The sequence below is a fragment of the Streptomyces sp. NPDC059740 genome (assembly GCF_042733155.1).
Taxonomy (GTDB): domain Bacteria; phylum Actinomycetota; class Actinomycetes; order Streptomycetales; family Streptomycetaceae; genus Streptomyces.
The window spans coordinates 1-25,201 of sequence record NZ_JBHWGP010000013.1 but is presented as its reverse complement, the minus strand read 5'-3'; the positions used below and the strand labels follow the sequence as shown (position 1 = coordinate 25,201).

24 protein-coding genes are annotated in these 25,201 nt (G+C 75.5%); 15 read left to right on the top strand and 9 right to left on the bottom strand.

The window, feature by feature from the left end:
- Window positions 1–85 precede the first annotated feature (85 nt).
- Window positions 86–2,881: a class III lanthionine synthetase LanKC gene (gene lanKC, locus ACFV3R_RS17585; protein WP_385582953.1), complete on the top strand. Its 2,796-nt coding sequence runs from the start codon at window positions 86–88 to the stop codon at window positions 2,879–2,881.
- Window positions 2,882–3,003: 122 nt separating this feature from the next.
- A complete protein-coding gene (locus ACFV3R_RS17580; protein WP_385582950.1) occupies window positions 3,004–3,126 on the top strand; it encodes a SapB/AmfS family lanthipeptide in 123 nt (40 codons plus the stop codon).
- Between the two features lie 269 nt (window positions 3,127–3,395).
- Here ACFV3R_RS17580 and ACFV3R_RS17575 read toward each other — a convergent pair whose 3' ends face one another.
- Complete coding sequence (locus ACFV3R_RS17575; protein WP_385582947.1) at window positions 3,396–4,046, bottom strand: LuxR C-terminal-related transcriptional regulator; 651 nt, start codon at window positions 4,044–4,046, stop codon at window positions 3,396–3,398.
- Window positions 4,047–4,756: 710 nt separating this feature from the next.
- Here ACFV3R_RS17575 and ACFV3R_RS17570 point away from each other — a divergent pair.
- The gene (locus ACFV3R_RS17570) at window positions 4,757–5,587 is read left to right on the top strand and encodes a hypothetical protein (protein WP_385582944.1); all 831 of its coding nucleotides are present in this window, start codon (window positions 4,757–4,759) and stop codon (window positions 5,585–5,587) included.
- 308 nt (window positions 5,588–5,895) lie between these two features.
- On the opposite strand, the gene mmuM is transcribed toward ACFV3R_RS17570, so the two are convergent.
- On the bottom strand, window positions 5,896–6,834 hold the full coding sequence (mmuM, locus tag ACFV3R_RS17565) for a homocysteine S-methyltransferase (RefSeq protein WP_385582940.1): 939 nt from the start codon (window positions 6,832–6,834) through the stop codon (window positions 5,896–5,898).
- A 256-nt stretch (window positions 6,835–7,090) separates the two neighbouring features.
- On the opposite strand from mmuM, the gene ACFV3R_RS17560 reads away from it, so the two are divergent.
- Window positions 7,091–7,273, top strand: coding sequence for a hypothetical protein (locus ACFV3R_RS17560; protein WP_385582936.1), 183 nt, complete (start codon window positions 7,091–7,093; stop codon window positions 7,271–7,273).
- 109 nt (window positions 7,274–7,382) lie between these two features.
- Here ACFV3R_RS17560 and ACFV3R_RS17555 read toward each other — a convergent pair whose 3' ends face one another.
- The 3 genes from ACFV3R_RS17555 to ACFV3R_RS17545 form a co-directional block, all read right to left on the bottom strand.
- Window positions 7,383–8,180: a hypothetical protein gene (locus tag ACFV3R_RS17555; RefSeq protein WP_385582933.1), complete on the bottom strand. Its 798-nt coding sequence runs from the start codon at window positions 8,178–8,180 to the stop codon at window positions 7,383–7,385.
- 108 nt (window positions 8,181–8,288) lie between these two features.
- Entirely contained in the window at window positions 8,289–8,513 is a 225-nt protein-coding gene (locus ACFV3R_RS17550; RefSeq protein WP_385582930.1) for a hypothetical protein, read from the bottom strand.
- Between the two features lie 276 nt (window positions 8,514–8,789).
- Window positions 8,790–9,476 carry a class I SAM-dependent methyltransferase gene (locus ACFV3R_RS17545; RefSeq protein WP_385582927.1) on the bottom strand — a complete coding sequence of 229 codons (687 nt, stop codon included), beginning with the start codon at window positions 9,474–9,476 and terminating at the stop codon, window positions 8,790–8,792.
- Between the two features lie 314 nt (window positions 9,477–9,790).
- Between ACFV3R_RS17545 and ACFV3R_RS17540 the strand changes: the two genes are divergently transcribed.
- Window positions 9,791–10,210, top strand: coding sequence for a roadblock/LC7 domain-containing protein (locus ACFV3R_RS17540; RefSeq protein ID WP_385582924.1), 420 nt, complete (start codon window positions 9,791–9,793; stop codon window positions 10,208–10,210).
- Window positions 10,211–10,373: 163 nt separating this feature from the next.
- On the opposite strand, the gene ACFV3R_RS17535 is transcribed toward ACFV3R_RS17540, so the two are convergent.
- Complete coding sequence (locus tag ACFV3R_RS17535) at window positions 10,374–10,850, bottom strand: hypothetical protein (protein ID WP_385582921.1); 477 nt, start codon at window positions 10,848–10,850, stop codon at window positions 10,374–10,376.
- 216 nt (window positions 10,851–11,066) lie between these two features.
- A complete protein-coding gene (locus tag ACFV3R_RS17530) occupies window positions 11,067–12,728 on the bottom strand; it encodes an IclR family transcriptional regulator C-terminal domain-containing protein (RefSeq protein WP_385582917.1) in 1,662 nt (553 codons plus the stop codon).
- A gap of 186 nt (window positions 12,729–12,914) precedes the next feature.
- Between ACFV3R_RS17530 and ACFV3R_RS17525 the strand changes: the two genes are divergently transcribed.
- From ACFV3R_RS17525 to ACFV3R_RS17480, 10 genes are all read left to right on the top strand, one after another.
- Window positions 12,915–13,697, top strand: a complete 783-nt coding sequence (locus ACFV3R_RS17525; protein WP_385582914.1) for a CoA transferase subunit A — start codon at window positions 12,915–12,917, stop codon at window positions 13,695–13,697.
- Entirely contained in the window at window positions 13,697–14,395 is a 699-nt protein-coding gene (locus ACFV3R_RS17520; protein ID WP_385582911.1) for a CoA transferase subunit B, read from the top strand. Before ACFV3R_RS17525 ends, ACFV3R_RS17520 begins: the two co-directional genes overlap by 1 nt.
- Window positions 14,392–15,585 carry a thiolase family protein gene (locus ACFV3R_RS17515; RefSeq protein ID WP_385582908.1) on the top strand — a complete coding sequence of 398 codons (1,194 nt, stop codon included), beginning with the start codon at window positions 14,392–14,394 and terminating at the stop codon, window positions 15,583–15,585. Before ACFV3R_RS17520 ends, ACFV3R_RS17515 begins: the two co-directional genes overlap by 4 nt.
- 161 nt (window positions 15,586–15,746) lie before the next feature.
- Entirely contained in the window at window positions 15,747–16,544 is a 798-nt protein-coding gene (gene pcaH, locus ACFV3R_RS17510; RefSeq protein ID WP_385582904.1) for a protocatechuate 3,4-dioxygenase subunit beta, read from the top strand.
- Window position 16,545: 1 nt separating this feature from the next.
- Complete coding sequence (gene pcaG / locus ACFV3R_RS17505; RefSeq protein WP_385582900.1) at window positions 16,546–17,121, top strand: protocatechuate 3,4-dioxygenase subunit alpha; 576 nt, start codon at window positions 16,546–16,548, stop codon at window positions 17,119–17,121.
- The gene (gene pcaB / locus ACFV3R_RS17500; protein WP_385582897.1) at window positions 17,108–18,526 is read left to right on the top strand and encodes a 3-carboxy-cis,cis-muconate cycloisomerase; all 1,419 of its coding nucleotides are present in this window, start codon (window positions 17,108–17,110) and stop codon (window positions 18,524–18,526) included. Before pcaG ends, pcaB begins: the two co-directional genes overlap by 14 nt.
- Before the next feature lie 63 nt (window positions 18,527–18,589).
- Window positions 18,590–19,801, top strand: a complete 1,212-nt coding sequence (pcaD, locus tag ACFV3R_RS17495) for a 3-oxoadipate enol-lactonase (protein ID WP_385582894.1) — start codon at window positions 18,590–18,592, stop codon at window positions 19,799–19,801.
- Window positions 19,798–20,976, top strand: coding sequence for a 4-hydroxybenzoate 3-monooxygenase (locus ACFV3R_RS17490; RefSeq protein WP_385582891.1), 1,179 nt, complete (start codon window positions 19,798–19,800; stop codon window positions 20,974–20,976). Before pcaD ends, ACFV3R_RS17490 begins: the two co-directional genes overlap by 4 nt.
- A 240-nt stretch (window positions 20,977–21,216) precedes the next feature.
- Complete coding sequence (locus ACFV3R_RS17485; RefSeq protein ID WP_385582888.1) at window positions 21,217–22,041, top strand: endonuclease I family protein; 825 nt, start codon at window positions 21,217–21,219, stop codon at window positions 22,039–22,041.
- Window positions 22,042–22,306: 265 nt separating this feature from the next.
- Window positions 22,307–23,317, top strand: coding sequence for a DUF6083 domain-containing protein (locus tag ACFV3R_RS17480; RefSeq protein ID WP_385582886.1), 1,011 nt, complete (start codon window positions 22,307–22,309; stop codon window positions 23,315–23,317).
- Window positions 23,318–23,434: 117 nt separating this feature from the next.
- Here ACFV3R_RS17480 and ACFV3R_RS17475 read toward each other — a convergent pair whose 3' ends face one another.
- Together ACFV3R_RS17475 and ACFV3R_RS17470 are read right to left on the bottom strand one after the other, a co-directional pair.
- Window positions 23,435–24,259 (bottom strand): aldo/keto reductase, encoded by an 825-nt coding sequence (locus ACFV3R_RS17475; protein ID WP_385582882.1) that lies wholly within the window; start codon window positions 24,257–24,259, stop codon window positions 23,435–23,437.
- A gap of 65 nt (window positions 24,260–24,324) precedes the next feature.
- The coding region (locus ACFV3R_RS17470) for an MFS transporter (RefSeq protein WP_385582879.1) at window positions 24,325–25,201 on the bottom strand (877 nt) is incomplete at its 5' end.

The window sequence follows — 25,201 nt, the reverse complement described above, 5'->3', positions numbered from 1 at the left end:
TCCTCACGGCCATCGGTGACAGACGTGACTGTTCGCAGGGGAGTGTGCGGTGGAACTCTCAGTGAGCCGTCACCGAGGGGGGCCGATGGACCAGCGATACGAGGTGTACTGCCTCGCCGACCGACGCTTCTACGAGAGACCCGACCGCCACCGTGCGGACGGTCCGGGGACGCCCTCCCCGGACGCCCCGGTGGCAGGGGGGCTCTTCGAGGCGGTGAGCCGGCCCGTGCCCGAGGGCTGGCGGGCCCAGCTCGGTCCGGACTGGTACCAACTGCGGCCCGCCGCGGGCCCAAAGCGGGAAGGCGCCGTGGCGGCGCTGCCCGCCCAGGGCTGGAAGGTCCACGTGTCGGCCTGCCTGGACAACGCCGAGAAGGTGGCCGGGCAGGTGTGGGACCACTGCGTCGCCGCCGGCACCGCCTTCAAGTTCGTCCCGGGGCCGCGGGCACTGCACCTGAAGAACTCCAAGTACGCCGACCGCGGCGCCAGCGGCAAGTTCGCGACCCTCTACCCCGTGGACGAGGAGGCCCTCCACACGGTGCTGCGCGAACTCGGCGCGCAGCTGGCGGGCGAACCCGGACCGTACATCCTCAGCGACCTGCGCTGGCGGGAGGGACCGCTCTACGTGCGCTACGGCGGGTTCAGCCCCCGGTACTGCGTCGACGAGCGGGGAGCCCTGGTGCCGGCGCTGGCGGACCCCGGCGGAACCCTCGTCCCCGATCCGCGGCAACCCGCCTTCCGTCCCCCCTCCTGGGCGCCGCTCCCCGACTTCCTGCGGCCCGAGCTGGAAGCCCGCGACGCGGTGACGATGACCGAGGTGCCCTACCGGGTGGACGCGGCGCTCCACTTCTCCAACGGGGGTGGGGTCTACGCCGGGACGGACCTGCGCAGCGGCGCGAAGGTGGTGCTCAAGGAGGCCCGCCCGCACGCGGGTCTGGCCGCCGACGGGGCGGACGCCGTGGCCCGGCTCGGCCGGGAACGCGCCGCGCTGGAGCGGCTGTCGGGGCTGGGGGCCGCACCGGAGTACCGCGACTGGTTCGTCCTCGGCGAGCACCGCTTCCTCGTCATGGACCACGTGCCGGGCCGCACCCTCAACTCCTTCTTCGCCGACCGGCATCCGCTGATGAGGACCCGCCCGCCGACGGCGGCGGAGCGTGCCGGGTACGCGCGCTGGGCGCTGCACCTGTACACGGCGGTGGAGGAGAAGGTGGCCGCGGTGCACGGCCGGGGCCTGGTCGTCAACGACCTCCACCTGTTCAACATCATGGTCGCCCCCGACGAACGAGACGTCACCCTGCTGGACTTCGAGGCGGCGGCCGACGTGTCCGAGGGCGTGCGCCAGGCCCTGGCCCACCCCGGGTTCGTCGCCCCCGCCGACCGGCGCGGCTTCGCCGTCGACCACTACGCACTGGCCTGCCTGCGGCTCGCCGTCTTCCTGCCGATGACCAGCCTGCTGGCCCTGGACCGGGCCAAGGCCGGCCATCTCGCCGAGGTGGCCGCCGAGGAGTTCCCCGAGGTGCCGGCCGCCTTCTGGCGGGAGGCGGTGGACACGATCGTGGCCGGGCACCCCCTGGCCCCCGCCGCAGTCGCACCGTCCGCGCTCCCGCCTGCCGCAGCCCACGCCGCCACCGTGCCGGACCCGCCGCACCCCGACCGCGCCGCCCCGCCCGCGGTCCCCGGCGGGGGTCCGCGGGCCTCCGCCCGGCGACCGGCGGACCGCTACCTGCCCCTCGACCTCACCGACTGGCCGCGCGCCCGCGACGCGATGACCGCTGCCGTCCTCGCCTCGGCCACCCCGGACCGGGCGGACCGCCTCTTCCCCGGTGACATCGCGCAGTTCGGCGAAGGGGGCGGCCTCGGAGTGGCGCACGGTGCGGCGGGGGTGCTCCTGGCCCTGGCGGAGGTCGGTGCCGCGCGCCACCCGGAGGGAGAGGAGTGGCTCCTGCGGCGGACCGAGGCCCCGCCCCACGGCACGCCGCTGGGTCTCTACGACGGGCTGACGGGCGTCGCCCTGGTCCTGGACCGCCTCGGGCACCGGGAGCGCGCTGCCGAGCTGCTCTCCCGCGTCCTCGCCGAGAACTGGCGACGGCTCACCCCCGACCTGCACGGCGGCCTGGCCGGGCTGGCCCTCACGCTGGACCACCTGGGACGGACCCACGGCGAGGCGGGCCTGCGTGCGCACGCCCTGGAGGCAGCCGCCATCGCCGCCGACCGGCTGGCGGCGGGACTGCCCCGGGCCGGGCTGATGAAGGGCGCCACCGGCCTCGCCCTGATGTTCCTCAGGCTGCATGAGAGCACCGGGGACACCACTCTCCTCGACCTCGCGGGCCAGGCGCTCCACGCCGACCTCGGCCGGTGCGTGACCGACCGCGACGGCACGCTCCTGGTGGTGGAGGGACGGCGCAGCCTGCCCTACCTCGGCGGGGGGAGCGCGGGACTGGGCATGGTCATCGACGACTACCTGGCCCACCGCGCGGACCCGGCCCTGGAGGCTGCCCGCACCGCGCTGCTGCCGGCCTGCACCGCGCTGTACTACGCGCAGCCCGGTCTGCTGCGCGGCCGTGCCGGCACACTCCTGCACCTGGCCCGTACCACGGCCCCCGGCGGCCCGCGGTCCCACGCCGCGCACCCCTCCGGCAGCGGTGACGGCGCGGCCCCACCGGCGTCCGCGCTGCGTACGCAGGTGCGGGCCCTGGGCCGGCACGCCCTGCTGGTGGACGGGCACCTGGTCTTCCCCGGCGAGCAGCTCCTGCGGCTGTCGATGGACCTGGCGACCGGCACGTCCGGTGTCCTGCTGGCCCTCGGGGCGGCGCTGGCCGAGGCGCCCGCCCACCCGCCGCAGCTGCCGTTCCTGCCACCACCCCCGCTGTCACCTGCGCGGTGACGGCCCGTCGTCCGCCCGGCGCGACGACCCCACAGACCGGCCTGGCGCGCCGCGCCTCGCCGTGCCTCCGCAAGCCGGAGGCGGTACCACGTCCCCGAACGACCGATCGAAAGGACACGGAGATGGCTCTCCTCGACCTCCAGGCCATGGACACCCCCGAGCACGGCGGCGGTGACGACGTCGCCGGCAGCTTCGCCAGCCTGCTGCTGTGCGCCAGCGTCGCCAGCGTGCTGCTCTGTCTGTGAGCCCGGTGGGGAGCGGCCCGTCGGCACCCGCGGTGCCGGGGCCTCTCCCTCCCGCCCACCGCTTGCGCGGTGAGCGGAGCTGAAGTGCCCGCGTGCGGCCCCGGAACTCCGGGGCCGCACGTGCGTTTCGCCGCGTCCCCGCAGCGTGCTCCCCGTCTCCGCGGTACACCACGATGGCCTCGGCTTCCGGGCTGCCCCGCGCTCCCGCAGCCCGCCCGGCGCCGCCGGGGGCGCGTCCTGTCACCGGCGGCGGGGACAGCGTGGGACGGTCACAGCCAGCCGGCACCCCGGGAGATGCGGATGGCGTCGATACGGTTGCGGGCCCCGGTCTTGCGGGTGATCGCCGACACGTAGTTGCGGACGGTGCCGGCCGACAGGTGCAGGAGGGCGGCGATCTCGGGCACGGTCGCGCCCTGTGCGAGCAGCGACAGCACCTTCACCTCACGGCCGGTCAGCGGCATGTCCGCAGCCTGGAGGAAACCGAATCCCAGAGCCGGGTCGACGTGGCGTCGCCCCTGCGCCACCTGCCGGATGCCCTCCGCGAGGACGCGGGGGGAGGAGCCCTTCCCCACGAATCCGCGCGCGCCCGCCTCGTAGGCCAGCCGCAGGGGGCCGGGACGCTCAGAGGAGCCCAGGACCAGCTGCGCCGGCCCGGAACCGGGGGGCAGGCCGACGCGCGCCGTGTCGGCGGCGGGGGAGGACGTGGCCGTCGCGAACCCTGTGTGGTGCGGACCGGCCACCCCCTCGGTGGCGCTGTCGGCGTCCACCACCACCACGTCGGGCCGCAGACGGACGAGGGCTTCCGGGGCCCCCGCCGCCGTCGCTGCCTCGACCCGGAGGTCCCTCTCCCGTGCGAGTACCTCCACCAGGGCGTCCCGGTAGAGGCCCAGTTCGTGCACGAGCAGTACGCGTATCACCACGGTCCCCCTCAAAGCCCCCGTGTGGTTGTCGGTCCCCGCATTCCTACCGGCAAGGCCGTGGCTCCCGACCCTGGAGATCCGGCCGGTCGGGGGCAGGAGGGCGCACGGGGGAATCCCGTGCGCCGGTCATCTGACGCGGACGCTCCGGGCGTCCGCCGAAAAGCGGCGCGTGCGCCGGGCGCGGAGAGCCGCACGGGCCCGGCGGGCGGGTGGCCCGGAGTCCGGCCGCGGCGGAGACCGGCAGGTGGGGTGGGGGTGCGCAGCCGTGTTCCAGGTCGGTCTGCTGCCGCCCGGGTGGCCCGCCGCCGTCCGGCCCGGCGCCGGGGAGAGCCTCCCTTGGAGGCCCGCCTCCCCCGGCCCGACGAAGAGACGGGAAAGTTCGGTCACTTCTGATCGTCATCGATCAGTCAGCGACCGGCAGCCGGCGGGCGGCCGGGGTGAAGTCCTCCGCCAGGTGGCCGGAACCGGTTTCCCTCGCCGGGAGGCCGTCCGTCCTCGTGCCCGGCGCGGGCCGACGGCCCGCACTCGTGCCGGTGCGGCGAGGCCTCACGGCCGCGCCCCGCACGGCCCGGGAGGGTGGGCGCGATGACCAAAAATCCGCACACCGAAGCGCAGTTGACAGGGTGAGGGGCGGCGTGAGGACGGGGATCCGGGTTGCAGCTCGGTCACCGACTCGCCAGCGACCCCCGGCAGAGGGGATCATGCCTCGCATGACATACCCCCCTCCCCCTCAGAACAACCAGCCGCCGCACCAGAACCCCGGTGGATACGGCCCTCCCGGCGGTGGCGCTCCCGGGGGCTACGGCGGGTACGGGGCTCCTGCGGGCGACTACCCGGGCCAGCCCGGCGGTTACGGCCAGCCCGGCGGTTACGGCTACCCGGGCGCACCGGGGCCGGGCGGAGCGGCCGGCCCGGGCAACGGCGCCTGGCCGCCTCCGCCGCCACCACCCGGCGGGAACGGCAACGGCAAGAAGATAGCCGCCATAGTCGGCGGTGGCGTCGTCGTCCTGGCCGTCCTCATCGGGGTGTTCGTCGCCGTCAACAGCGGCGGGAGCTCCGACGACCAGGCGGCCTCGGGCGGCACGGCCACCGCCTCCCCGTCCCCGACCGCGGACGACCCCACCGACGAGCCGACCACCGACACGAGTCCCTCCGCCGACCGGACCGGCTCCGGCGACCACACCGACGGCCCCGTGCCCTTCTACGAACTGCGCAAGGGCGACTGCTACAACCTCGCCGACGAGTCCTCGGCCAACGACGAGGGGCGCCGCTGCGACGAGTCGCACGACGCGGAGGTGGTCGCCGTCCACGAACTCCCCGCCGGGCTGACGAGTGAGGACGCCATCAAGAACAAGGCGCAGGCCCTGTGCAAGAAGGACCTGGACACCGCCTCGGTCCGTCAGCCGCACGGGACAGCCGAGGGCACCTACGTGCAGTACCCGAGCCTGAAGGGCTACGACCTCGACATCCGCTCCCTGAACTGCAGCCTGACCCACGACAAGGACATGACGGGCAAGCTCACCGCCCCGCTGGCCCACTGAGCGGAGTGCGCAGGGCCGAAGCGCACCCGATCCGCCACCTCTTACGGACGTCCGTGGGCAGGTGGGAGGCGGTGTGGTGCCCCACCGGCGGGAAAAGCCGGCCGAACCAGGTGTAGGGCGTCCCCGCAGTGGTAGGCGCAGTAAGACGCTCCGCTCGGGTGTCGGCCTTGTTCGGGGCCGGCACCCGCGGATGAGGCGCCGGCCTTCACGGGCCGCGTCCCGTCCACGGCGGTGCGCCCGGCGAATGATCGCGTCGGGGACATGGGATGAGCGCGCCGCCACACCCCGGTGTGGCGGCGCGCCGTGCGTCAGCGCCCCGGCCCCGTGCCGTCGAGGGCCGCGGCGACCTGCCGCACGGTGGCCGGACCGATCCGGCAGCAGCCGCCCACCAGCCGCGCCCCGGCAGCGACCCAGCCAGGCACCGCCGTGGTGTCGAAGCCCTGCGGCCCGTGCCAGGCGCGGGCGCCGGCGTCCCAGTGCTCCCCGCTGTTGGGGTAGACCACCACGGGCTTGCCGGTCACCCGGGCCGCGATCTCCACGGCCGCCGCCACGTCCTGCGGAGCACAGCAGTTGACGCCCACGGCGATCACCTCGTCCACCTCCGCGGCCGGCGCGAAGGCCTCCGCCAGCGGCTGCCCGGCCCGCGTCCGGTCGCCGTCGACGCTGTACGACAGCCAGGCGGGCACGCCCAGGCCGGCCACCGCACGCAGCAGGGCCCGGCCCTCGGAGGCGTCCGGCACGGTCTCCAGCGCCAGGACGTCCGGCGCCGCCTCGGCCAGCACCTCCAGCCGCGGCCGGTGGAAGCGCTCCAGCTCCGCCTCGCCCAGCCCGTACCGGCCCCGGTACTCCGAACCGTCGGCGAGCATGGCCCCGTAGGGCCCCACGGACGCGGCGACGTACCGCGGGCCGCTCCGTCCCGGGGCCCGGTCCTCCTGGTCGGCGGCGGTGCGGGCCAGCTCCACGCTGACCCGCAGCGCCTCGTCCGTCTCCCGTCGCCCCAGACCCCGGCGGGCGAAGCCCTCATAGGTGGCCTGGTAGCCGGCGGTGGTGACGACGTCGGCGCCGGCGGCGAGGTAGGCGCGGTGGGCCGCCACGAGGGCCTCGGGCGCCTCCAGCAGGAGCCGGGCCGACCACAGCTCGTCGCTCAGGTCGTGCCCTGCTGCCTCCAGCTGGTTGGAGAGCCCGCCGTCCAGGACCAGCGGTCGCTCGGCGAGGGCTGCGCTCAGGGGTGGGTTTCCAGCTGCCATGGTCGGGGGCCTTCCCGTCGGTGCTCGTGCTCGTGCTCGTGCCGCGCACCGAGGGGCCCTAGGGGATCGCCCCGATACCCGGCCGGGCCGCGGGGTGGGATCGTATCCGGTGAGGTGGTGCCGTCGTCGGCGGGTCCGGCGTGGTGACGGCCCGCTCCGGTCGCGGGCGCGGGGCCACGGGGAACGTCGTGACGCTGCCGGGCGTTGTACCTAGTCAGGACAGTGCGCGGCGCATGCCGCGGAAAGGGCGTGGACGATGTCACTTCAAGCCAAGGTCGCCGTAGGCGGCGTCGCGGTGGGCCTGGTGCTGCTGTTGCTGCTGCCGTTCTGGGCGGCGGTACTGGTCATGGTGGGCGTGCCGGCCGTCGCCTATCTGACGCTGGACTCCTCGCAGCGGCGACGGCTGCGCCGGGTCAGCCGCCGGGAGCTGCGCCGCTGACCGGCTCGGCGCGGCCGGCGGCTCCCTCGGCCGACCGGCTCGCCGCGTCACACCGGGCAGCGCCAAGGGCGGCGCCCGCCGGGCAGGGGCCGGCGCGGTCGGGCAGGTGTCACACGGGACGGGCGGCCAGTGCGTCCAGCCCCGTCAGCAGCCCGGGCAGCTCCGGGCCGCGGCCCACCGGCAGCACCTCACCCGGTGCGTCGTCCAGCAGCACGAAGGCGATGTCGTCGGTGCGTGCGATCATGCTCCACCCCGGCCCGTCGACGCGCAGGGCGCGCACCTCGTCCCCGGCGTAGGTCGAGCGGATCCTGCCGGGCGGGGGCGGTTCGGTGAGATAGGCCGCCGCCTCGTCCAGCACCCGCCGCACACCAGGATGCGGCGCGGCCCCCGGGGAGACGAAGGTGTCCTCGTCGTCGACCTGCTCCCGCCACGCCGCCCAGGCCAGGGCGATCTCGTCGGCACCCAGCCGGCGCTGTGCCGCGCCCCAGCCGGTGGCGTCCGGCGGCCGGAGCGGGGGATGCTCGCCCTCCACCGGCTGCGGGTCGTGCGGCGCGGGGACGCCGGGCGCCGCCACGGCCAGGGCCAGCGGCCAGCCCCCGAGCACCGCGACGACGCTGCTCGCGTCCGGTGAGAGTTCGTGCTCCATACCGCAGTCCCAGGCGGAGACGGCGCAGGCGACGGCGGTGACGTCCTCGGTGACGACGGTCCACCGGGCACCCTGGCCGTCCTGCCCGAGCAGCAGCCCGTACCCCTCGGCGTACGGCTCCAGGCCCAGCGTCGCGCAGACCTCCGGGTAGTCGTCGCCGAGCACGCTGGGGAACCGGCCCGGGGTGAGCAGTACCGCCGTGAGGACGTACAACTGGTCCTCGGCCTCGGCCTCCGGTGCGGCGTCGGCGTTCGTGGGCATCTGGGCCATCCCTCCGCTGATCTTCGGCGCACCTTAGTGGCTCGAGTCGGCGCTGTCACCGGTGGGGACGGCGGTGAGGGAGACGCGGGGGCCGGGGAGGAGGGGGCGTCAGGGCTTTTCCGGAGTCCAGCGTTCCAGGTCGCCGCCGCGCCACTCGACGACTGCCGGGTCCTCCAGCGGCACGTCCTCGGGGTCCGCCGCGAGCCCGGCCCGCCGCAGGAACTCCGCGACGTCCCCCCGTCCGTACGCCGTGCCGACGATCCGCCCTCGGACGGTGACCCGGCGTCCGCCGCCCGCCGTGGGCGGATGGACGATGACGGGGGCGTGCTCCATGCTCTCCACCCTCTCTGCCGCGACCCGCCGAACCCGTGGGGGCTCGGCGCTGCTGCGGACCGCCGCGGGCCGGGCGTTCCGCCGCCCCCAGCCTGCGCCGGTGGGCCGCGGCCCGCACCTTTGCCGGGTCTGGGCGGGGCTGCGGACGCCGCGTTCCGACCGCCTCGCCCCGGACCGCCTGCCGTGGGGGCGGGGGACGAGGCGCTCCCACGTCCCGGTGCCGGGACCCGCCGGGCCGGGCGTCCCGGCACCGGACACCCTGCGGTGCCCCTCTGCTCAGGCCTCTTCCGGGGCGGGCCGGGGCCCGTCGGCGGCGTCGGGCCGGCGGACCGCGACGGCCAGGAACCGGGCGTCCTCGTCGACGTAGGACCGCAGGTCCCAACCGGTCGCGGCCAGGGCGGCCGTGAGGCGGGGCTCGGCCCGCAGGTCCTCGTCGGTCAGCGGATAACCCTTGCGGGCGGCCAGCGCGGCCCGGCCCAGCGGGTGGAACAGCGCCAGCATGCCGCCGGGCCGCACCACCCGGGCCAGCTCGGTCAGCTGACGGAGCGGGTCCGGCAGATGGGTGAGCAGCCCGGCGGCGAAGACGGCGTCGAGGACGCCGGGGCGCAGCGGCAGCCGGGTCACATCGCCCAGTACCGGAAGGGCCAGGTGGTGCCGGTCGTGCGCGGCCACCTCGTCGAGCATCTCGGGGGTGACGTCGATGCCGAGGACCGTGCCGGTGGGGCCGACGGCCTCCCGCAGGGGCGGCAGGGCGCGTCCGGTGCCGCAGCCGGCGTCCAGGACCCGGTCGCCGGGGCGGAGCCCGAGGCCTGCGACGGCGGCGGCGTAGGCGGGGCCGTCGTCGGGGAAGCGGTCCTCCCAGGTGGCGGCTCGGGGGCCGAAGAACGCCCGGACCTCGGCCGGGGTGCGGGCCTGGCCGGGCCGCCCGGCGCCGCCGTCCGGGGCCTGCGAGTCTGCGCGCACCTGCTGCCTCCTGGTCGAAGTGAGGGTCCGCCGGCCCTGCGAGCGCCGCCGGGCCGGGGCCGGGCGGTGGGGGGCAGGGCGACGAGCCGCTGCCGTTGTGCACCGGGCCGGAGGCCCAGCAGACCCCGTTCCGCGATGCGGGTCAAGTACGTGGTGTGTGCACCTTCCCGGTCCTGACGGCCGGTCAGGGGTGTGAGGGGCGTCGCGCTCGTGTCGGGGTGCTTGCCCCGGCGCGGAAGGTGGGCAAGGCTGGCAGGCGGGTCGACCCGGTCGGCCCGTGAAGTGACTGACGGGGAGACGGGGAGGAGACCGGCATGGCGGACAACAGCGCACTCGACTGGTTGCTGGCCGATCTGACCAAGCGGGTGGACCGGGTGCGGCACGCGCTGGTCCTGTCCAACGACGGCCTGGTCACGGGGGCGAGTGACGCGCTGCGGCGGGAGGACGCCGAGCACCTCGCCGCCGTCGCCTCGGGGCTGCACAGCCTGGCGAAGGGGGCCGGACGGCACTTCCGTGCCGGCGGAGTGCGGCAGACGATGATCGAGTACGACGCCGGACTGCTCTTCGTGACGGCTGCGGGGAACGGCAGTTGCCTGTGCGTGCTGGCCGGCCCCGAGGCGGATGTCGGGCAGGTCGCCTACGAAATGACGCTGCTGGTCAGCAGAGTGGGGGACCACCTGGGGGTGGCTGCCCGCCAGCTCGGCAGCAACCCACCGGCCGGCACGAGCGCCTGAACACCGCTCCGTCCCGCTGTGCCGGGGCGGAGCGGTGGTGGGTCCGGGCCCGGGTGCGGTCGTCACCGGACGGGCGACTCGGCGGACGCGCTCTCGTCATGGACGCGGGCCGTCACGGCGGCTCCTGGCCGGCCCGCGCCGGGGGTTTCTGCGCCTGCGGGGGTCAGTAGACGGTGATGTCCCAGTGGTTGCCCTCGTCGCAGTAGAGGTTGCCGGAGGCGGCCTTCCACTGCGGGTACCCGTCGCCCCGGTAGCCGATGTAGGTGAAGCTGTTCTTCACGTAGGCGTCCAGGCAGGAGTTGTGCGAGGTGTCCACCTTGTAGCCGTTGTAGTGGCTGTAGGTGCCGGAGGCGTGACCGACCTCGGTGCCGCCGGTGATGTTGATCGCGCAGCCGCTCGCCCGCTTCAGCGTGATCATCGCGTCGACCGTGCCGGAGTTGATCTGCTCGTAGGAGGTGCAGGTCGAGTTCGAGCGCGTCGTGCAGTTGCCGCTGGAGCTGTGGGTGACGCCCGCGGCGCTCAGCTTGCTCGCCGCGGCGGACTGGGACATCTTCGTGCCGCTCGCGTCCGCGGTCGGGGCCAGGAACGCCAGCGAGGCCAGGGCGAGGGCGGCGGGTGCGAGGGCTCTTCGAGCGAGCATGCTTCCTCCGGTGGTGGAGGTCCCGACGAGGTGCTCGGGACGGCGTGGGGGAGTGCCGTGAGCTGCGGGGACGGTCCTCGTGCCGGGTCCGGGAGACCACGCACGACGGCCACCGCCCCCGGGCGGCGACCGATCGGCCAAGACTGTACATGACAATTGTTGCCGGTGGTCCTCTTCGGCGGGGCTCTCCTGCGGTCCGGGCAGCCGGGGCGCCGGCTATCCGGTGGCGACGCGGGTGCACCGGCCGGCCACCCGCAGATCCGACTCCACGGCCTCGGCGGCCGCCCGCAGGTGGGGCAGCAGCCTCTCCCGTGAACCCTCGGCCGTGGACGAGCTGGAGTGGGTGGAGACGTTGACGGCCGCCACCGGTCGCCCGGAGGCGTCGCGGACCGGGACGGCCAGTGAACGCAGGCCCTCCTCCAGTTCGTTGTCGACCATCGCGTACCCCTGTGCCCGGACCTCGGCCAGGAGCCCGGCCAGCCGCGCCGGATCGGTCACGGTGTACGGGGTGAGCGGTGCCAGGCCCTCCGCGGGAAGGTGGGCCGTGCGCTCCTCCTCGGGCAGGCCGGCCAGGAGTGCCCGCCCCATGGACGTCGCGTAGGCCGGGAAGCGGGTCCCCACGGTGATGTTGACGCTCATGATGCGCACGGTGGGCACCCGTGCCACGTACTGGATCTGGTCGCCGCGCAGGACGCTCACCGAGGCCGACTCGTGCACGCGCTCCACCAGCGCGGCCAGGTGGGGTTGGGCGATGTCGGCCAGGGTGAGCCCGCTCAGGTGGGCGAACCCCAGATCGAGCACGCGGGGGGTGGGGCGGAACCGGCCGTCCCCGGCGGTGACGTAGCCGAGGTGTTCCAGGGTGATCAGCGCCCGGCGTGCCGTCGCACGGGCCAGCCCGGTGCGCTCCGCCACCGCCGTGAGCGGCAGCGCCTCGGCGTCCGCGTCGAAGGCGGCGAGCACCGAGAGGCCGCGGGCCAGCGACTCCAGGAAGGTGGGGCCGAGTTCCTGCTTGACGCTCCGCGCCCACGGGGCGCGTGCCCCGGCGTCCGGTGCCCCGGCGTCCGGGCGGGGGGCCCGCAGCACCTCCGCCATCCGCGCCGCGGTCGCCCGGAGCCGGGGCAGCGCCGCGTCCCGCAGGGAGTGGGCGCTGTGCCGGCGGGTGTGGCTGACGGCGCTCAGTGCGCACACCGCCCGTCCCTCGGCGTCGTGCACCGGGACGGCCACCGCCACCAGTCCCGGCTCGATGAGCTGGTCGTCCAACGCGTACCCGCTCGTGCGGGCGGCGGCGACGCGGTCGGGATAGGTCTGCCCGGCGTCACCGCGCCCCGCGGGGACGGCGGGGAAGGCGTCGTCCCTCGGGTCCGCCTCGTGCCGCGCCTGCCAGCGGGACCAGTCCTGCGCCGTCCAGTCGGCTGCGAACAGTGCGCCGGGAGCCCCGCGTTCGGCCGGCAGCAGGTCGCCGATGCGGAAGGTGAGCGACATCGCGCGGCGGCGGGTGGTCTGGCGCACGAAGCGGACGCCGTCGCCGTCGGGCACCGCCACCGACACCGACTCGTCGAGGGAGTCGGCGAGTTCGGCGGTCAGCTCGCCGAGTGCGGCCAGGCCGCTGGAGACCAGGTAGGCGTTGCCCAGTTCCATCAGACGCGGCGCGAGGGTGACCTCCCGGCCCGAGAGGTGGACGTGGCCGACGCGGTGCAGGGTGCCGGCGACCCGGTCGACGGTGGAGCGCGCCAGCGCCGTCGAGCGGGCCAGGTCGCCCAGGGTGGACCGGCCGCCGGCCGCGGTGAGGGCGCGCAGCACGGCCAGTCCGCGGACCAGGGGGCCCACGGTCTCGCGCGGGGCGGCGGGGGCGGCGGCATCGTCCGGGACGGGGGGCATGGGCTGCTCCAACGGGGGTGCGGGCGGTGCGGCCCACGCGGCGGGAAGGCATTGACAGGGCGGTCGGCCCGGGTGAGACTCACCCCGAGCAGAAATGAACTCTAGTTCACTCTGCGAACAACTCTACCAGTCCGGGGGCCGAACCGGCGAGGAACGGTCCCTCGGACGCACCGGAGAGGCAGCGGTATGGACAAGACGGTCACCTCGGCGGCGCAGGCCGTGGCCGACATCCCCGACGGTGCGTCGCTCGCCGTCGGCGGCTTCGGCCTCAGCGGCGTCCCGACGACCCTGATCGACGCCCTGTTCGAGAGCGGGGCCACCGACCTCGGCGTCGTCTCGAACAACTGCGGAGCCATGGGGACGGGCCTGGCCAGACTCCTCGACGCGCACCGCATCTCCCGCGTCACCGCCTCCTACGTCGGAGCCAACGAGGAGTTCGCCCGCCAGTACCTGGCCGGGGAGATCGAGCTGGAGCTCATCCCGCAGGGCACCCTCGCCGAGCGGCTGCGGGCCGGCGGCTGCGGCATCCCCGCCTTCTACACCCCCGCCGGGGTCGGCACCCTGGTCGCCGAGGGCGGCATGCCCTGGCGGCACGGCCCCGACGGCAGCGTGCTCGTCGCCTCGCCGCCCAAGGAGGTCCGCGAGTTCGACGGCGGCTCCTACGTCCTGGAGCGCGGCCTGACCACCGACTTCGCCCTGGTGCGGGCCGCCCGCGGCGACCGCCACGGCAACCTCGTCTTCAACAAGTCCGCCCGCAACTTCAACCCGCTGGCGGCCATGGCGGGCCGGGTCACCCTCGCCGAGGTCGAGGAACTGGTGGAACCCGGCGAGATCGAGCCGGACCAGGTCCACCTGCCCGGCGTCTTCGTCCAGCGGGTGGTCGCGCTCACGCCCGAACAGGCCGCGCACAAGCCCGTCGAGCGCCGCACCGTCAGCCAGCCCCCCACCGAGAAGGCGGTGCACGCCTGATGCCCTGGAACCAGACCGAGATGGCCGCCCGCGCCGCCGCCGAACTCACCGACGGCTCCTACGTCAACCTCGGCATCGGGCTGCCCACACTCATCCCCAACCACCTGCCCGCAGGCGTCCACGTGGTCCTGGAGTCGGAGAACGGCCTGCTGGGCGTCGGCCCCTACCCGGACGAGGACGGGGTCGACCCGGACCTCATCAACGCCGGCAAGGAGACCGTCACCGTCCTGCCCGGCGCGGCCTTCTTCGACTCCGCCCTCTCCTTCGGCATGATCCGCGGCGGCCACATCGACGTCGCCGTCCTGGGCGCCATGCAGGTCTCCGCGACCGGCGACCTCGCCAACTGGGCCGTCCCCGGCAAGACCATCAAGGGCATGGGCGGCGCGATGGACCTCGTCCACGGCGCGCGGCGCGTCCTGGTCCTCATGCGCCACACCGCCAAGGACGGCACCCCCAAGATCCTTCAGAGCTGCGAACTGCCGCTCACCGGCGCCGGCTGCGTCGACCGCATCATCACCGACCTGGCCGTCCTGGATGTGAGGGAGGACGGCCTGCGGCTGGTGGAGACCGCCCCCGGCGTCACCGTCGAGGACGTGCGCCGCGCCACGGCTGCCCCCGTCCTCGTCCCCGAATCCGCCCTCACCCCCGCCGGCCTCGCCGAGTCCGCCCGCCACGACACCGGGAGCGTCCTGTCATGACCGCTCGACTGCGCGAGGTCTACCTCGTCGACGCCGTCCGCACCCCCGTCGGCAAGTACGGCGGCGCGCTGGCCGGCACCCGCCCCGACGACCTCGCCGCCCACGCGCTGCGCGCCCTCCTGGACCGCACCCCCGACCTCGACCCCGCGCGCATCGACGACGTCGTCCTCGGCAACGCCAACGGCGCCGGCGAGGAGAACCGCGACGTCGCCCGCATGGCCGTGCTCCTGGCCGGACTCCCGGTCAGCGTGCCCGGGGCCACCGTCAACCGGCTGTGCGCCTCGGGCCTCGAAGCCGTCGTGCAGGCAGCCCGCGCGGTGGCCGTCGGCGACGCCTCGATCGTGGTGGCCGGGGGAGTGGAGTCCATGAGCCGCGCCCCCTGGGTGCTGCCCAAGCCCGAGCGGGCCTTCCCCGCCGGCAACCAGGAGCTCTTCTCCTCCACCCTGGGCTGGCGCATGGTCAACCCCCGGATGCGCCCGGAGTGGACCGTCGCGCTCGGCGAGGGCGCCGAACTCATCGCCGACAAGTACGGCATCACCCGCGAACAGCAGGACGCCTACGCCCTGGCCAGCCACCGCAAGGCGGCCCGCGCCTGGAGCGAGGGCCTGCTCGACGGCGAGACCGTACCCGTCCCCGGCGTCGACCTGGCCCGCGACGAGACCATCCGCGACAACACCTCCCTGGAGTCGCTCGGCGCGCTGCGGCCGGTCTTCCGCAAGGAGGGCGGCACGGTCACCGCCGGCAACTCCTCCCCCCTCAACGACGGCGCCGCGGCCCTGCTGGTCACCGACGAGGAGGGGCTGGCCGCCACCGGCCGCGAACCCCTGGCCCGCGTCAGCGCGAGCGCCGTGACCGGCATCGAACCGCAGTACTTCGGCCTCGGCCCCGTCGAAGCCGTCACCAAGGCACTGCGCAAGGCCGGCCGCGGCTTCGGCGACCTCACCACCGTCGAGCTCAACGAGGCGTTCGCCGCCCAGGTCCTGGGCTGCCTGACGCAGTGGCCCGACCTCGACCCCGACCTCGTCAACCCCCGCGGCGGCGCCATCGCCGTGGGCCACCCGCTCGGCGCCTCCGGGGCCCGCATCACCGCCGCCGCGGCCCACCAACTGGCGGCGGCCGGCTCCGGCACCGCCGTCGCCACCGCCTGCATCGGCGTCGGACAGGGCCTCGCGCTGGTCCTCGAACGCTGACCCGGACCACCCCGACCGCCGGCCCCGCCCGGTGCCACCGCCGACCGTCGTGCCGGTGGCGCCGGCCGGGCCCGCCGGAAACCCGCCGGCCCGCACCACCGGACGAGGCCCGCGCCCGCCGGCCGCGCCCACCCTCCCGTCCGGCCCCCAGGAGAACCCACATGACCACTCCCGCCACCGCGCAGGCCACCACCGGCCCCCTCACCCAGGACGTCATCACCGGGGAGATCGGCGAGGCCCGCGAGGCCTACGTCCGGCGCCGCGCCGACGGCGACCCGGCCGTCCACCACCCCGACCGCGGCTACGCCCCCTACCGCAGCAGCCTGCTGCGCCACCCGCTGCGCCCACCCGTCACCGTCCACGACCCCGACGCGGTCGAACTGTCCGGACCGGTCTTCGGCGCCACCGACGTCACCCCGCTCGACCACGACCTCACCCGGCAGCACCGCGGCGAGCCGCTGGGGGAGCGCATCACCGTCACCGGCCGCATCGTGGACCGCGACGGGCGCCCGGTACGCGGCCAGCTCGTCGAGATATGGCAGGCCAACGCCTCCGGGCGCTACGCCCACCAGCGCGACGACCACCCCGCCCCGCTGGACCCCAACTTCACCGGCGTCGGCCGCTGCCTCACCGACGACGACGGCACCTACCGCTTCCACACCATCAAGCCCGGCGCCTACCCCTGGCGCAACCACCTCAACGCCTGGCGCCCCGCACACATCCACTTCTCGCTCTTCGGGACGGCGTTCACCCAGCGGCTGGTGAGCCAGATGTACTTCCCCGGCGACCCCCTCTTCCCCTACGACCCCATCCTGCAGTCGGTGACCGACGACGCCGCCCGGCAGCGCCTGGTCGCCACCTACGACCACGATCTGTCCACCCCCGAGTGGTCGCTCGGCTTCCGCTGGGACGTCGTCCTGGACGGCCCCGCCGCCACCTGGGTCGAGGAGGGCCGCTGACATGACACTCCACCCCACCCCCTCCCAGACCGTGGGCCCCTTCTACGGCTACGCCCTGCCCTTCCCCGGCGGCGGCGACATCGCCCCCACCGGCCACCCCGACACCCTCACCCTCCACGGCTACGTCCGCGACGGCGCCGGAGCGCCCGTCCCCGACGCGATCCTGGAGTTCTGGCAGCCGGCGCCCGACGGGTCCCGCACCGGAGCCCCCGGCTCGATGCGGCGCGACCCGGTCGACGGCGGCCACCTCGGCCGCAACGGGGTGGACTTCACCGGCTTCGGCCGGGTCCCCACCGACGCGGCCGGCCACTACGTGCTGCGGACCCTGCCGCCCGGCGGCGTCCCCTACCTGTCGGTGGTCCTCTTCGCCCGCGGCCTGCTGCACCACCTCCACACCCGCGTCTACCTCGGCACGCCCGATGCCGACGCGCCCGAGGACGAGCTGCTCGCCGCCCTGGAACCGCAGCGCCGTGCCACGCTGCTCGCGTCCGCGGAGGACCACGGCCGCCACCGCTTCGACATCCGCCTCCAGGCCGAGAACCCCCACGAGGAGACGGTCTTCCTTGCCTTCGACTGACCACGGTCCCGCCGACCTGCCGGACCCGGACGAGGCGGCCGACACCGGCCTGCTCAGCCCCGTCCGGGCCGGCGGCGCCGTCGAACGGGCCACCGCGGACACCGCCTACCTGCGCGCCATGCTCGACGCCGAGGCGGCACTCGCCCACGCCCAGGCCGACACGGGCCTCGCCCCCGCCGCCGCCGCGCGGACCGTCGCCACCGCCGCGGCCGAGGCGGCCGGCACCCTCGACGTGCGCGAACTGGCCCTGTCCGCCCGCTGGGGCGGCAACCCCGTCATCCCCCTGGTCCGCGCCCTGACCGCCGCCGTGGCCGGACACGACCCGGCCGCCGCGCCCTACGTCCACCGCGGCGCCACCAGCCAGGACGTGCTCGACACCGCCACCATGCTGGTCGCCTCCCGCGCCCTGGGCCACGTCCTGGCCGACCTGGACCGCGCCGCCGGGGCCCTCGCCCGCCTCGCCGCCGCACACCGCGACACGCCCATGCCCGGGCGGACCCTGACCCAGCACGCCGTACCGACCACCTTCGGCCTCAAGGCGGCCGGCTGGCGGTCCCTGGTGCTGGACGCCCGCGACCGCCTCGCCGCCGTCCGGGACACCCTGCCGGCCCAACTCGGCGGCGCCGGCGGGACCCTGGCCGCCTTCCACGCCTTCGCCGAGGGGGACGCGCAGCCGCCCCGGCCGGACCTCGGGCCCGCCCTGCTGGCCGCCTACGCCCGCCGGACGGGCCTGGCAGAACCGCTGCTGCCCTGGCACACCCTGCGCACGCCGGTGGCCGACCTGGCGGGCGCGCTGGCGCTGACCGCGGGTGCCCTGGGCAAGATCGCCGCCGACGTGCTGGTGCTGAACCGCACCGAGATCGGCGAGGTCGCCGAAGGCAGCGGCGGAGGGTCCTCCGCCATGCCCCACAAGGCCAACCCGGTCCGGGCGACGCTCGCCGCCGCCGCGGCCCGGCAGGTGCCCGCGCTCGCCGCGATCCTCCACGGCTCCCTGGTCGCCGAGGACGAACGCCCCGCCGGGGCCTGGCACGCCGAGTGGCAGCCGCTGCGCGAGGCGCTGCGCTGCACCGGCGGCGCCGCCCACGCCGTCGCCGAACTCACTGAGGAGCTGCGCACCGCGCCCGACCGGATGGCACGCAACCTCGCCGCGACCGGCGGACTGGTCGTCTCCGAACGCCTGGCCGCCGTCCTGGCCGGCCGCATCGGCCGGGAGAAGGCCAGAGAGGTCCTGGACGACGTCTCACGCCAGGTGGCCCGTGAGGGCGCCGACCTCGCGACCGCCCTGGCGAGCCGGGACGAGGCCGCGGCGGCCTTCAGCCCCGGGGAACTGCGCGACCTCACCTCCCCCGCCCACTACACCGGCTCGGCCGCCGCACTGGTCGACCGCGCGCTGGCCCGCCGCTGACCGGGCCCCGCAGCCCGCGGCATCCACCGTCCGAGCCCCGCCCCCCGAAGGAGCACCACAGCCGTGACCGCCCGCCCCGGCCCCACCGCCGCCCCACCGGCCTCCCCGGGCCTCCACCACCGCGTCGACGGTCCGGCCGACGCCCCCGCCCTGGTACTCGGCCCCTCGCTGGGCACCTCGCTGCGGGTGTGGGACGCACAGCTCCCCGACCTCGCCCGCAGCCACCGTGTCGTGCGGTGGGACCTGCCCGGTCACGGCGGCAGCCCGGCCGGTCTGCTGGCGCCGCAGGCGAGCGTCGCCGACCTCGGCCGCCTCGTCCTCGACCTCGCCGACTCCCTCGGCCTGGAACGCTTCGCCTACGCGGGCGTCTCCCTGGGCGGCGCGGTCGGCAGCTGGCTCGCCCTCCACCACCCCCGGCGGCTGACCTCCCTCGCCGTGCTCTGCTCCTCCGCCCACTTCGGCGAGGCCCCCGACTGGCGGGAGCGCGCCGCCCGGGTCCGGGCCCAGGGCACCGCCCACCTGGCCGACATCAGCCGGGAACGCTGGTTCACCCCCGCCCACCGCGACACCCCGCAGGCGCAGGCACTCGCCGCCGACCTCCTCGCCGCCGACCCCGAGGGCTACGCCGCCTGCTGCGAGGCACTGGCCACCTTCGACGTCCGCGCCGACCTCGCGGACGTCACCCTCCCCACGCTCGTGCTCGTGGGCCGCCAGGACCCGGTCACGCCGCCCGCCCACGCCCGCGAGATCGCCGACGCCGTCCCCGACGCCACCCTCGTGGAGGTCCCCGGCGCCGCCCACCTGGCCGCGGTGGAGGCCCCGGCGCCGGTACTGGCGGCCCTCCGCAGCCACCTGGCCGCGGACTCCCCGGCCACCCCGGCCGGCGCGGCGCCCGAGGACGACACGGCCCGGCGCGCCGCGGGGACCCAGGTGCGGCGCGCCGTGCTCGGCGACGCCCACGTCGACCGCGCCACGGCCGCCACCAGCGAGTTCACCGCCCCCTTCCAGGACTTCATCACCCGGTACGCCTGGGGGGAGATCTGGACCCGGCCCGGCCTGTCCCACACCACCCGCCGCTGCATCACCCTCGCCGCACTCGTCGCCCGCGGCCACACCGACGAACTGCGGATGCACGTCCGGGCCGCCCTGCACGGCGGAATGACGGCCCACGAGATCAGGGAGGTCCTGCTGCAGACCGCCGTCTACTGCGGCGTCCCCGCAGCCAACTCGGCGTTCGCCGTCGCCGACCGGGTGATCGAGGAGGAGGCACGATGAGGCACACGTCCGTCGGCATCGTCGGAGGCGGCCCAGCCGGCCTCCTGCTCGCCCGGCTGCTGCACCGCGCGGGCGTCGACTGCGAGGTGTGGGAGAGCCGCGAGCGCGGCTACGTCGAGGCCCGCCAGCGCGCCGGCATCCTGGAGCAGAGCACCGTCGACGTGCTGCGCGAGAGCGGCGCCGGCCGGCGGCTGGACCGGGAGGGTCTGGTCCACGACGGCGTCGAACTGCGCTGGTCCGGCCGCGGCCACCGGGTCGACTTCCCCGCCCTCACCGGTGGCCGCCGGGTCTGGGTCTACGCCCAGACCGAGGTCGTCAAGGACCTGATAGCCCTGCAGCTCCAGGACGGGCCGCCGCTCCACTTCGGGACCCGGGTCCGGGCGGTGAGCGGCGTCGAGACCGACCGGCCGGCGGTCCACCTGGTCCGCGGCGCGCAGGAGGAGACCGTCACCTGCGACTACCTCGTGGGCTGCGACGGCTTCCACGGCGTCACCCGGCAGGCGCTGCCGCCCGGCGCCCTCACCACCTACGCGCGCGAGTACCCCTACGCCTGGCTCGGTGTGCTGGCCGACGTCGCGCCCTCGCAGGAGGAACTGGTCTACGCCCACTCGCCCCGCGGCTTCGCCCTCCTCAGCATGCGCTCACCCACCGTCAGCCGCCTCTACCTCCAGGTCCCGCCCGGCACCGACCCGGCCGACTGGCCCGACGGACGCATCTGGGACGAGCTGGACGCCCGCGTCGCCGTCGACGGCGGCCGTCTGCTGGAACGCGGGCCCCTCACCGCCAAGTCGGTGCTGCCCATGCGCAGCTTCGTCACCGAGCCCATGCGCCACGGCAGGGTCTTCCTGGCCGGCGACGCCGCCCACATCGTGCCGCCCACCGGCGCCAAGGGCCTCAACCTGGCGGTCGCCGACGTCGTGGTGCTGGCCCGGGCGCTCGCCCACCGGCAGCAGACCGGCTCCGCCGAGCTCCTGGACGCCTACTCCGACACCTGCCTGCGCCGGGTCTGGCGCGCCGAGCACTTCTCGTACTCCATGACCAGCACCCTCCACGCCGACCCGGAGCAGGACCCCTTCACCACCCGGCTCCAGACCGCGCGCCTGGACCGCATCGCGGCCTCCCCGCACGCCGAGGCGGAGTTCGCCGCCCAGTACACCGGTGCGCCCATCGGCTGAGACGCCCTCCGGCCGGCCGCGGGGCCCGGGGCGGGCACCACCCGTCCCGGGCCCCGCGCCACCACCGATACGCCGCACACCCCACGACACCGGGAAAACCGCAGAAGCAGCCGTCTTCCGGACACCCTGTTGCCGTCAACTCCCCCTGCTGTCACGCTCCCTGAGTCGAACGTCGTTCGACGACACCGGCACGCGCCCCACCGCGAGCCGGTGCGCCTTCACGGGGAGAGGACACCCTTCGTGGACAGCACCCGACACCCGCGCGCCCGCCGGGCACTGGTGGCGCTCGCCGCCGCCACCGCCCTCGCGGCGACCGCGGCACCCGCCACCGCCGCCCCGGACGCCGCCCCCACCGGCAGCCACGCCGCGGTCACCGCGTACGACGACACCTACTACCAGGACGCCGAGGGGAAGACCGGCACCGCCCTGGAGAACGCCCTCCACACGATCATCAGCCATCAGGACACGGTCACCTACGACCAGGTCTGGGCCGCCCTCCAGGACACCGACGAGGACCCGGCCCACCCCGGCAACGTCATCCTGCTGTACACCGGCCGGTCCCAGAGCAAGGCCGAGCACGGCGGCGACGTCGGGGACTGGAACCGCGAGCACGTCTGGGCCAAGTCCCACGGCGACTTCGGCACCGCGACCGGCCCCGGTACCGACCTCCACCACCTGCGCCCCGCCGACGTCACCGTCAACGACGTGCGCGGCAACAAGGACTTCGACGAGGGCGGCAGCGCCGTCTCCGGGGCCCCCGGCAACTACTCCGACTCCGACTCCTTCGAGCCGCGCGACGCCGTCAAGGGCGACGTGGCCCGCATGATCCTCTACATGGCCGTCCGCTACGACGGCGGCGACGGGTTCCCCGACCTGGAACCCGACGACAAGGTGGACAACGGTTCGGCGCCGAACATCGGCCGGCTCTCCGTCCTGCTGAAGTGGAACGACCAGGACCCGCCGGACGCCTTCGAGGAACACCGCAACGACGTGATCTACGAGCAGTACCAGCACAACCGCAACCCGTTCGTCGACCACCCGGAGTGGGCCGACCAGATCTGGTGAGCCGGAGGCGGGGAGGACCCCCGGGCCGCTCCCCGCCACCGCGTGCGGCGGCCCGGCGGCGAGGCCGGTGCTGCGGCGGGCCGCCCAGGTCCGACTCCACGGCGGGGCCCGCAGCCGACGGTAGAATCGGCCTCCGCGCCCCGGGGACGGCACCGCACCCGCAGCCCGCGCCGGCGACGGCCCGCCCGGCCGCGACGGTCCCGGGCCCGCCCGTCCCGGTGGCGGGACGGACACCGGCGGCGCCCGGCACAGGAGGAAGACCCCGATGAGCATGCGGCTGCACCAGGCCAACGCCTCCACGCTGCTGCGCCGCACCGGGGCCGACCACTGCGCCTACTGCGGCACTCCCGTGGAGTGGTTCGACCGCTACGACACCCAGCGCATCCCGCTGACCGTGGAGGTCCCCAGCCGCCACGTCCCCGTCCGGTTCCGCTGGCACGTCGACAAGGGCATCGCCTACCCGGGCGAGGACGCGCGCGCCGGCGGCCACTGCCGGCTGCCGCACCCCACGGTCTGTCCCGCCCTGGACCACACCGACCTGCCCGAGGAACTCGTCGACGTGGTGCGCCGGCTCGCCGTGCGGATGCGGGCCCGGGTGGCCAGGGGCGAGTTCACCCCGCAGCCCCCGCCCGAGCAGCAACCCCCGGCCCAACCCGCCGCTGCGCGCAGCGGGGACGCGGGCGCGGCGGCTGCCGACCGGGTCCGGCACACCCTGCACTACTCCACCGTCCTCCTCCTCGCGCCCTGCCGGATCGAGGACGTCCGCTGCGTCGCCGCCCTGGAGGACGGCGAGCGCTGCCCGGAGCCGATCTTCGCCGTGGAGGAGGGCGCCTGGGAACGCGTCGACGTGCCGTACGCGCCCGGACGCGAGGGGCAGACCATCCTCTCGCGCACCGGCGGCACCATGTGGGTGTGGTCGCTTCGGGCCGCCGGCTTCACCACCGTCAGCCGCTGGTGGAAGCAGCGCTGCACCAGCCACGACGACGTGGCGGGCTCCCCGGACCAGTGCCCGCGTGAGTGGGTCGAGTTCCACCCGCTGCGCCACTCCGAGCACATCGTCACCGACCGTCCGCAGGGCTACGACCTGCCCCCGGCCCCCGCCGACGACCTCACGGTCTTCGACGGGCCCCGGGAGCGGACCAGGTGCGCGGAGTCAGGCTGCAGCAACGCCACGGTCGCCCCGGTCCCCGCGGACTGGCGCTGCTGGCAGTGCGTGCGCCAGGCGCGGCGGCGCGCCGCCGTACACCGGCGCCGCCAGAACGGGCCGGCCCGGTGAGAGCCGCTCCCGGCACGTGCGGCGTGGGCCGGGGGCGCGGCTGTCACCGGACGGGGGACGGACGCCCCGCCCCCCGTCCGGTGGACGAGGGGCGGGAGAGGCCGGGCGGGTCGTCCCTCAGTTGAGGGTGTCCGGGTCCGGGCCGGTGCGCAGACCGCGGTCGAGTGCGGCCAGCGCCGCCATCTCCGACTCGTCGAGGGTGAAGCCGAACACGTCGAGGTTCTCGCGGATGCGGGCCGGCGTGACCGACTTGGGGATCACCACGTTGCCGAGCTGGAGATGCCAGCGCAGCACCACCTGGGCGGGGGTCTGGCCGTGCCGGGCGGCGATGTCGGTGACCGCCTCGTAGCTGAGCACCGCGCCCTGGGCGAGCGGGCTCCAGGCCTCGGTGACCACGCCGTGCCGGGTGTGGAACTCCCGCAGCTCCCGCTGCTGGAGGCCGGGGTGGGCCTCGACCTGGTTGACGGCCGGCACCACCCCGCTGTGGTCCAGCAGGCGCTGGAGGTGGTGCGGCTGGAAGTTGGAGACGCCGATGGCGCGGGCCCGGCCGTCGGCCAGGATCCGCTCCAGCGCCCGCCAGGTCTCCAGGTAGCGGTCGCGGGCCGGGGTCGGCCAGTGGATCAGGTAGAGGTCGACGTACTCCAGGCCCAGCCGGGCCAGGCTGGTGTCGAAGGCGCTGAGGGTGGTGTCGTACCCCTGGTCCTCGTTCCACAGCTTGGTGGTGACGAAGAGGTCCTGCCGGGGCAGGCCCGAGGCGGCCAGGGCCCGGCCGACGCCGGACTCGTTGCCGTAGATCGCGGCGGTGTCGATGGAGCGGTAGCCGCTCTCCAGGGCGTGGGTGACCGCGGCGGTGGTCTCCTCGTCGGGTACCTGGAAGACGCCGAAGCCCAGCTGGGGCATGGTGACGCCGTTGTTGAGGGTGACGTGCGGGACGGTGCTCATGATCGGTTTCTTTCGTCGGGGGGTTGCGGGCCCGGGGCACCGCGGGGCGGCGCCACCGGGCGGGTTCAGCGGGGGTCGGAGGCGAGGTCGCGGCCGGGGGCGGGGGTGTGGGAGGCCACGACCCGCCCGGAGGTGCCGGTGCCGCGTCGGTCCAGGGCGCCGGAGACCAGCGCCAGGACCAGTGCGGAGGCCGCGAGCACCGCGCCGACCCAGTTCGGGGCGGTGTAGCCGAGCCCCGCGGCGATGACCACGCCGCCGAGCCAGGCCGAGAGGGCGTTGCCCAGGTTGAAGGCGCCGATGTTCACCGCGGAGGCGAGCGTCGGTGCGCCGGACGCCTGGTCGAGGACCCGCTTCTGGAGCGGCGGGACGGTCGCGAAGCCGAGCGCGCCGATCAGGAAGACCGTGACGGCGGCGGCAGCCCGGTCGTGGGCGGTCACGGTGAACACCGCGAGGACGACGGCGAGTGTGCCGAGCGCCGTGCAGAGCATCGGCATCAGCGCCCGGTCGGCGAACCGGCCGCCGACGAGGTTGCCGGTCACCATGCCGGCCCCGAAGAGCACCATGAGCCAGGTGACGGAGGAGTCCGCGTAGCCGGCGACCTCGGTCATCATCGGGGCGATGTAGGTGACCGCGGCGAAGACGCCGCCGAAGCCGAGCACGGTCATGGCCATGGCCAGCAGGACCTGTGCGTTGCGGAAGGCGGCGAGCTCGTGGCGAAGCCGCACCCCCTCGGGTTTGGGCACGTCGGGGACGAGGCGGGCCACCCCGGCGAAGCCGAGGACGCCGAGGGCGGCGACCAGCAGGAAGGTGACGCGCCAGCCCGCGCTCTGGCCCACCCAGGTGCCCAGCGGGACGCCGACGACGTTGGCGACGGTCAGGCCGGTGAACATCATCGCGATGGCGCCGGCCTTCTTCTCGGGGGCGACCAGTTCCGCGGCGACC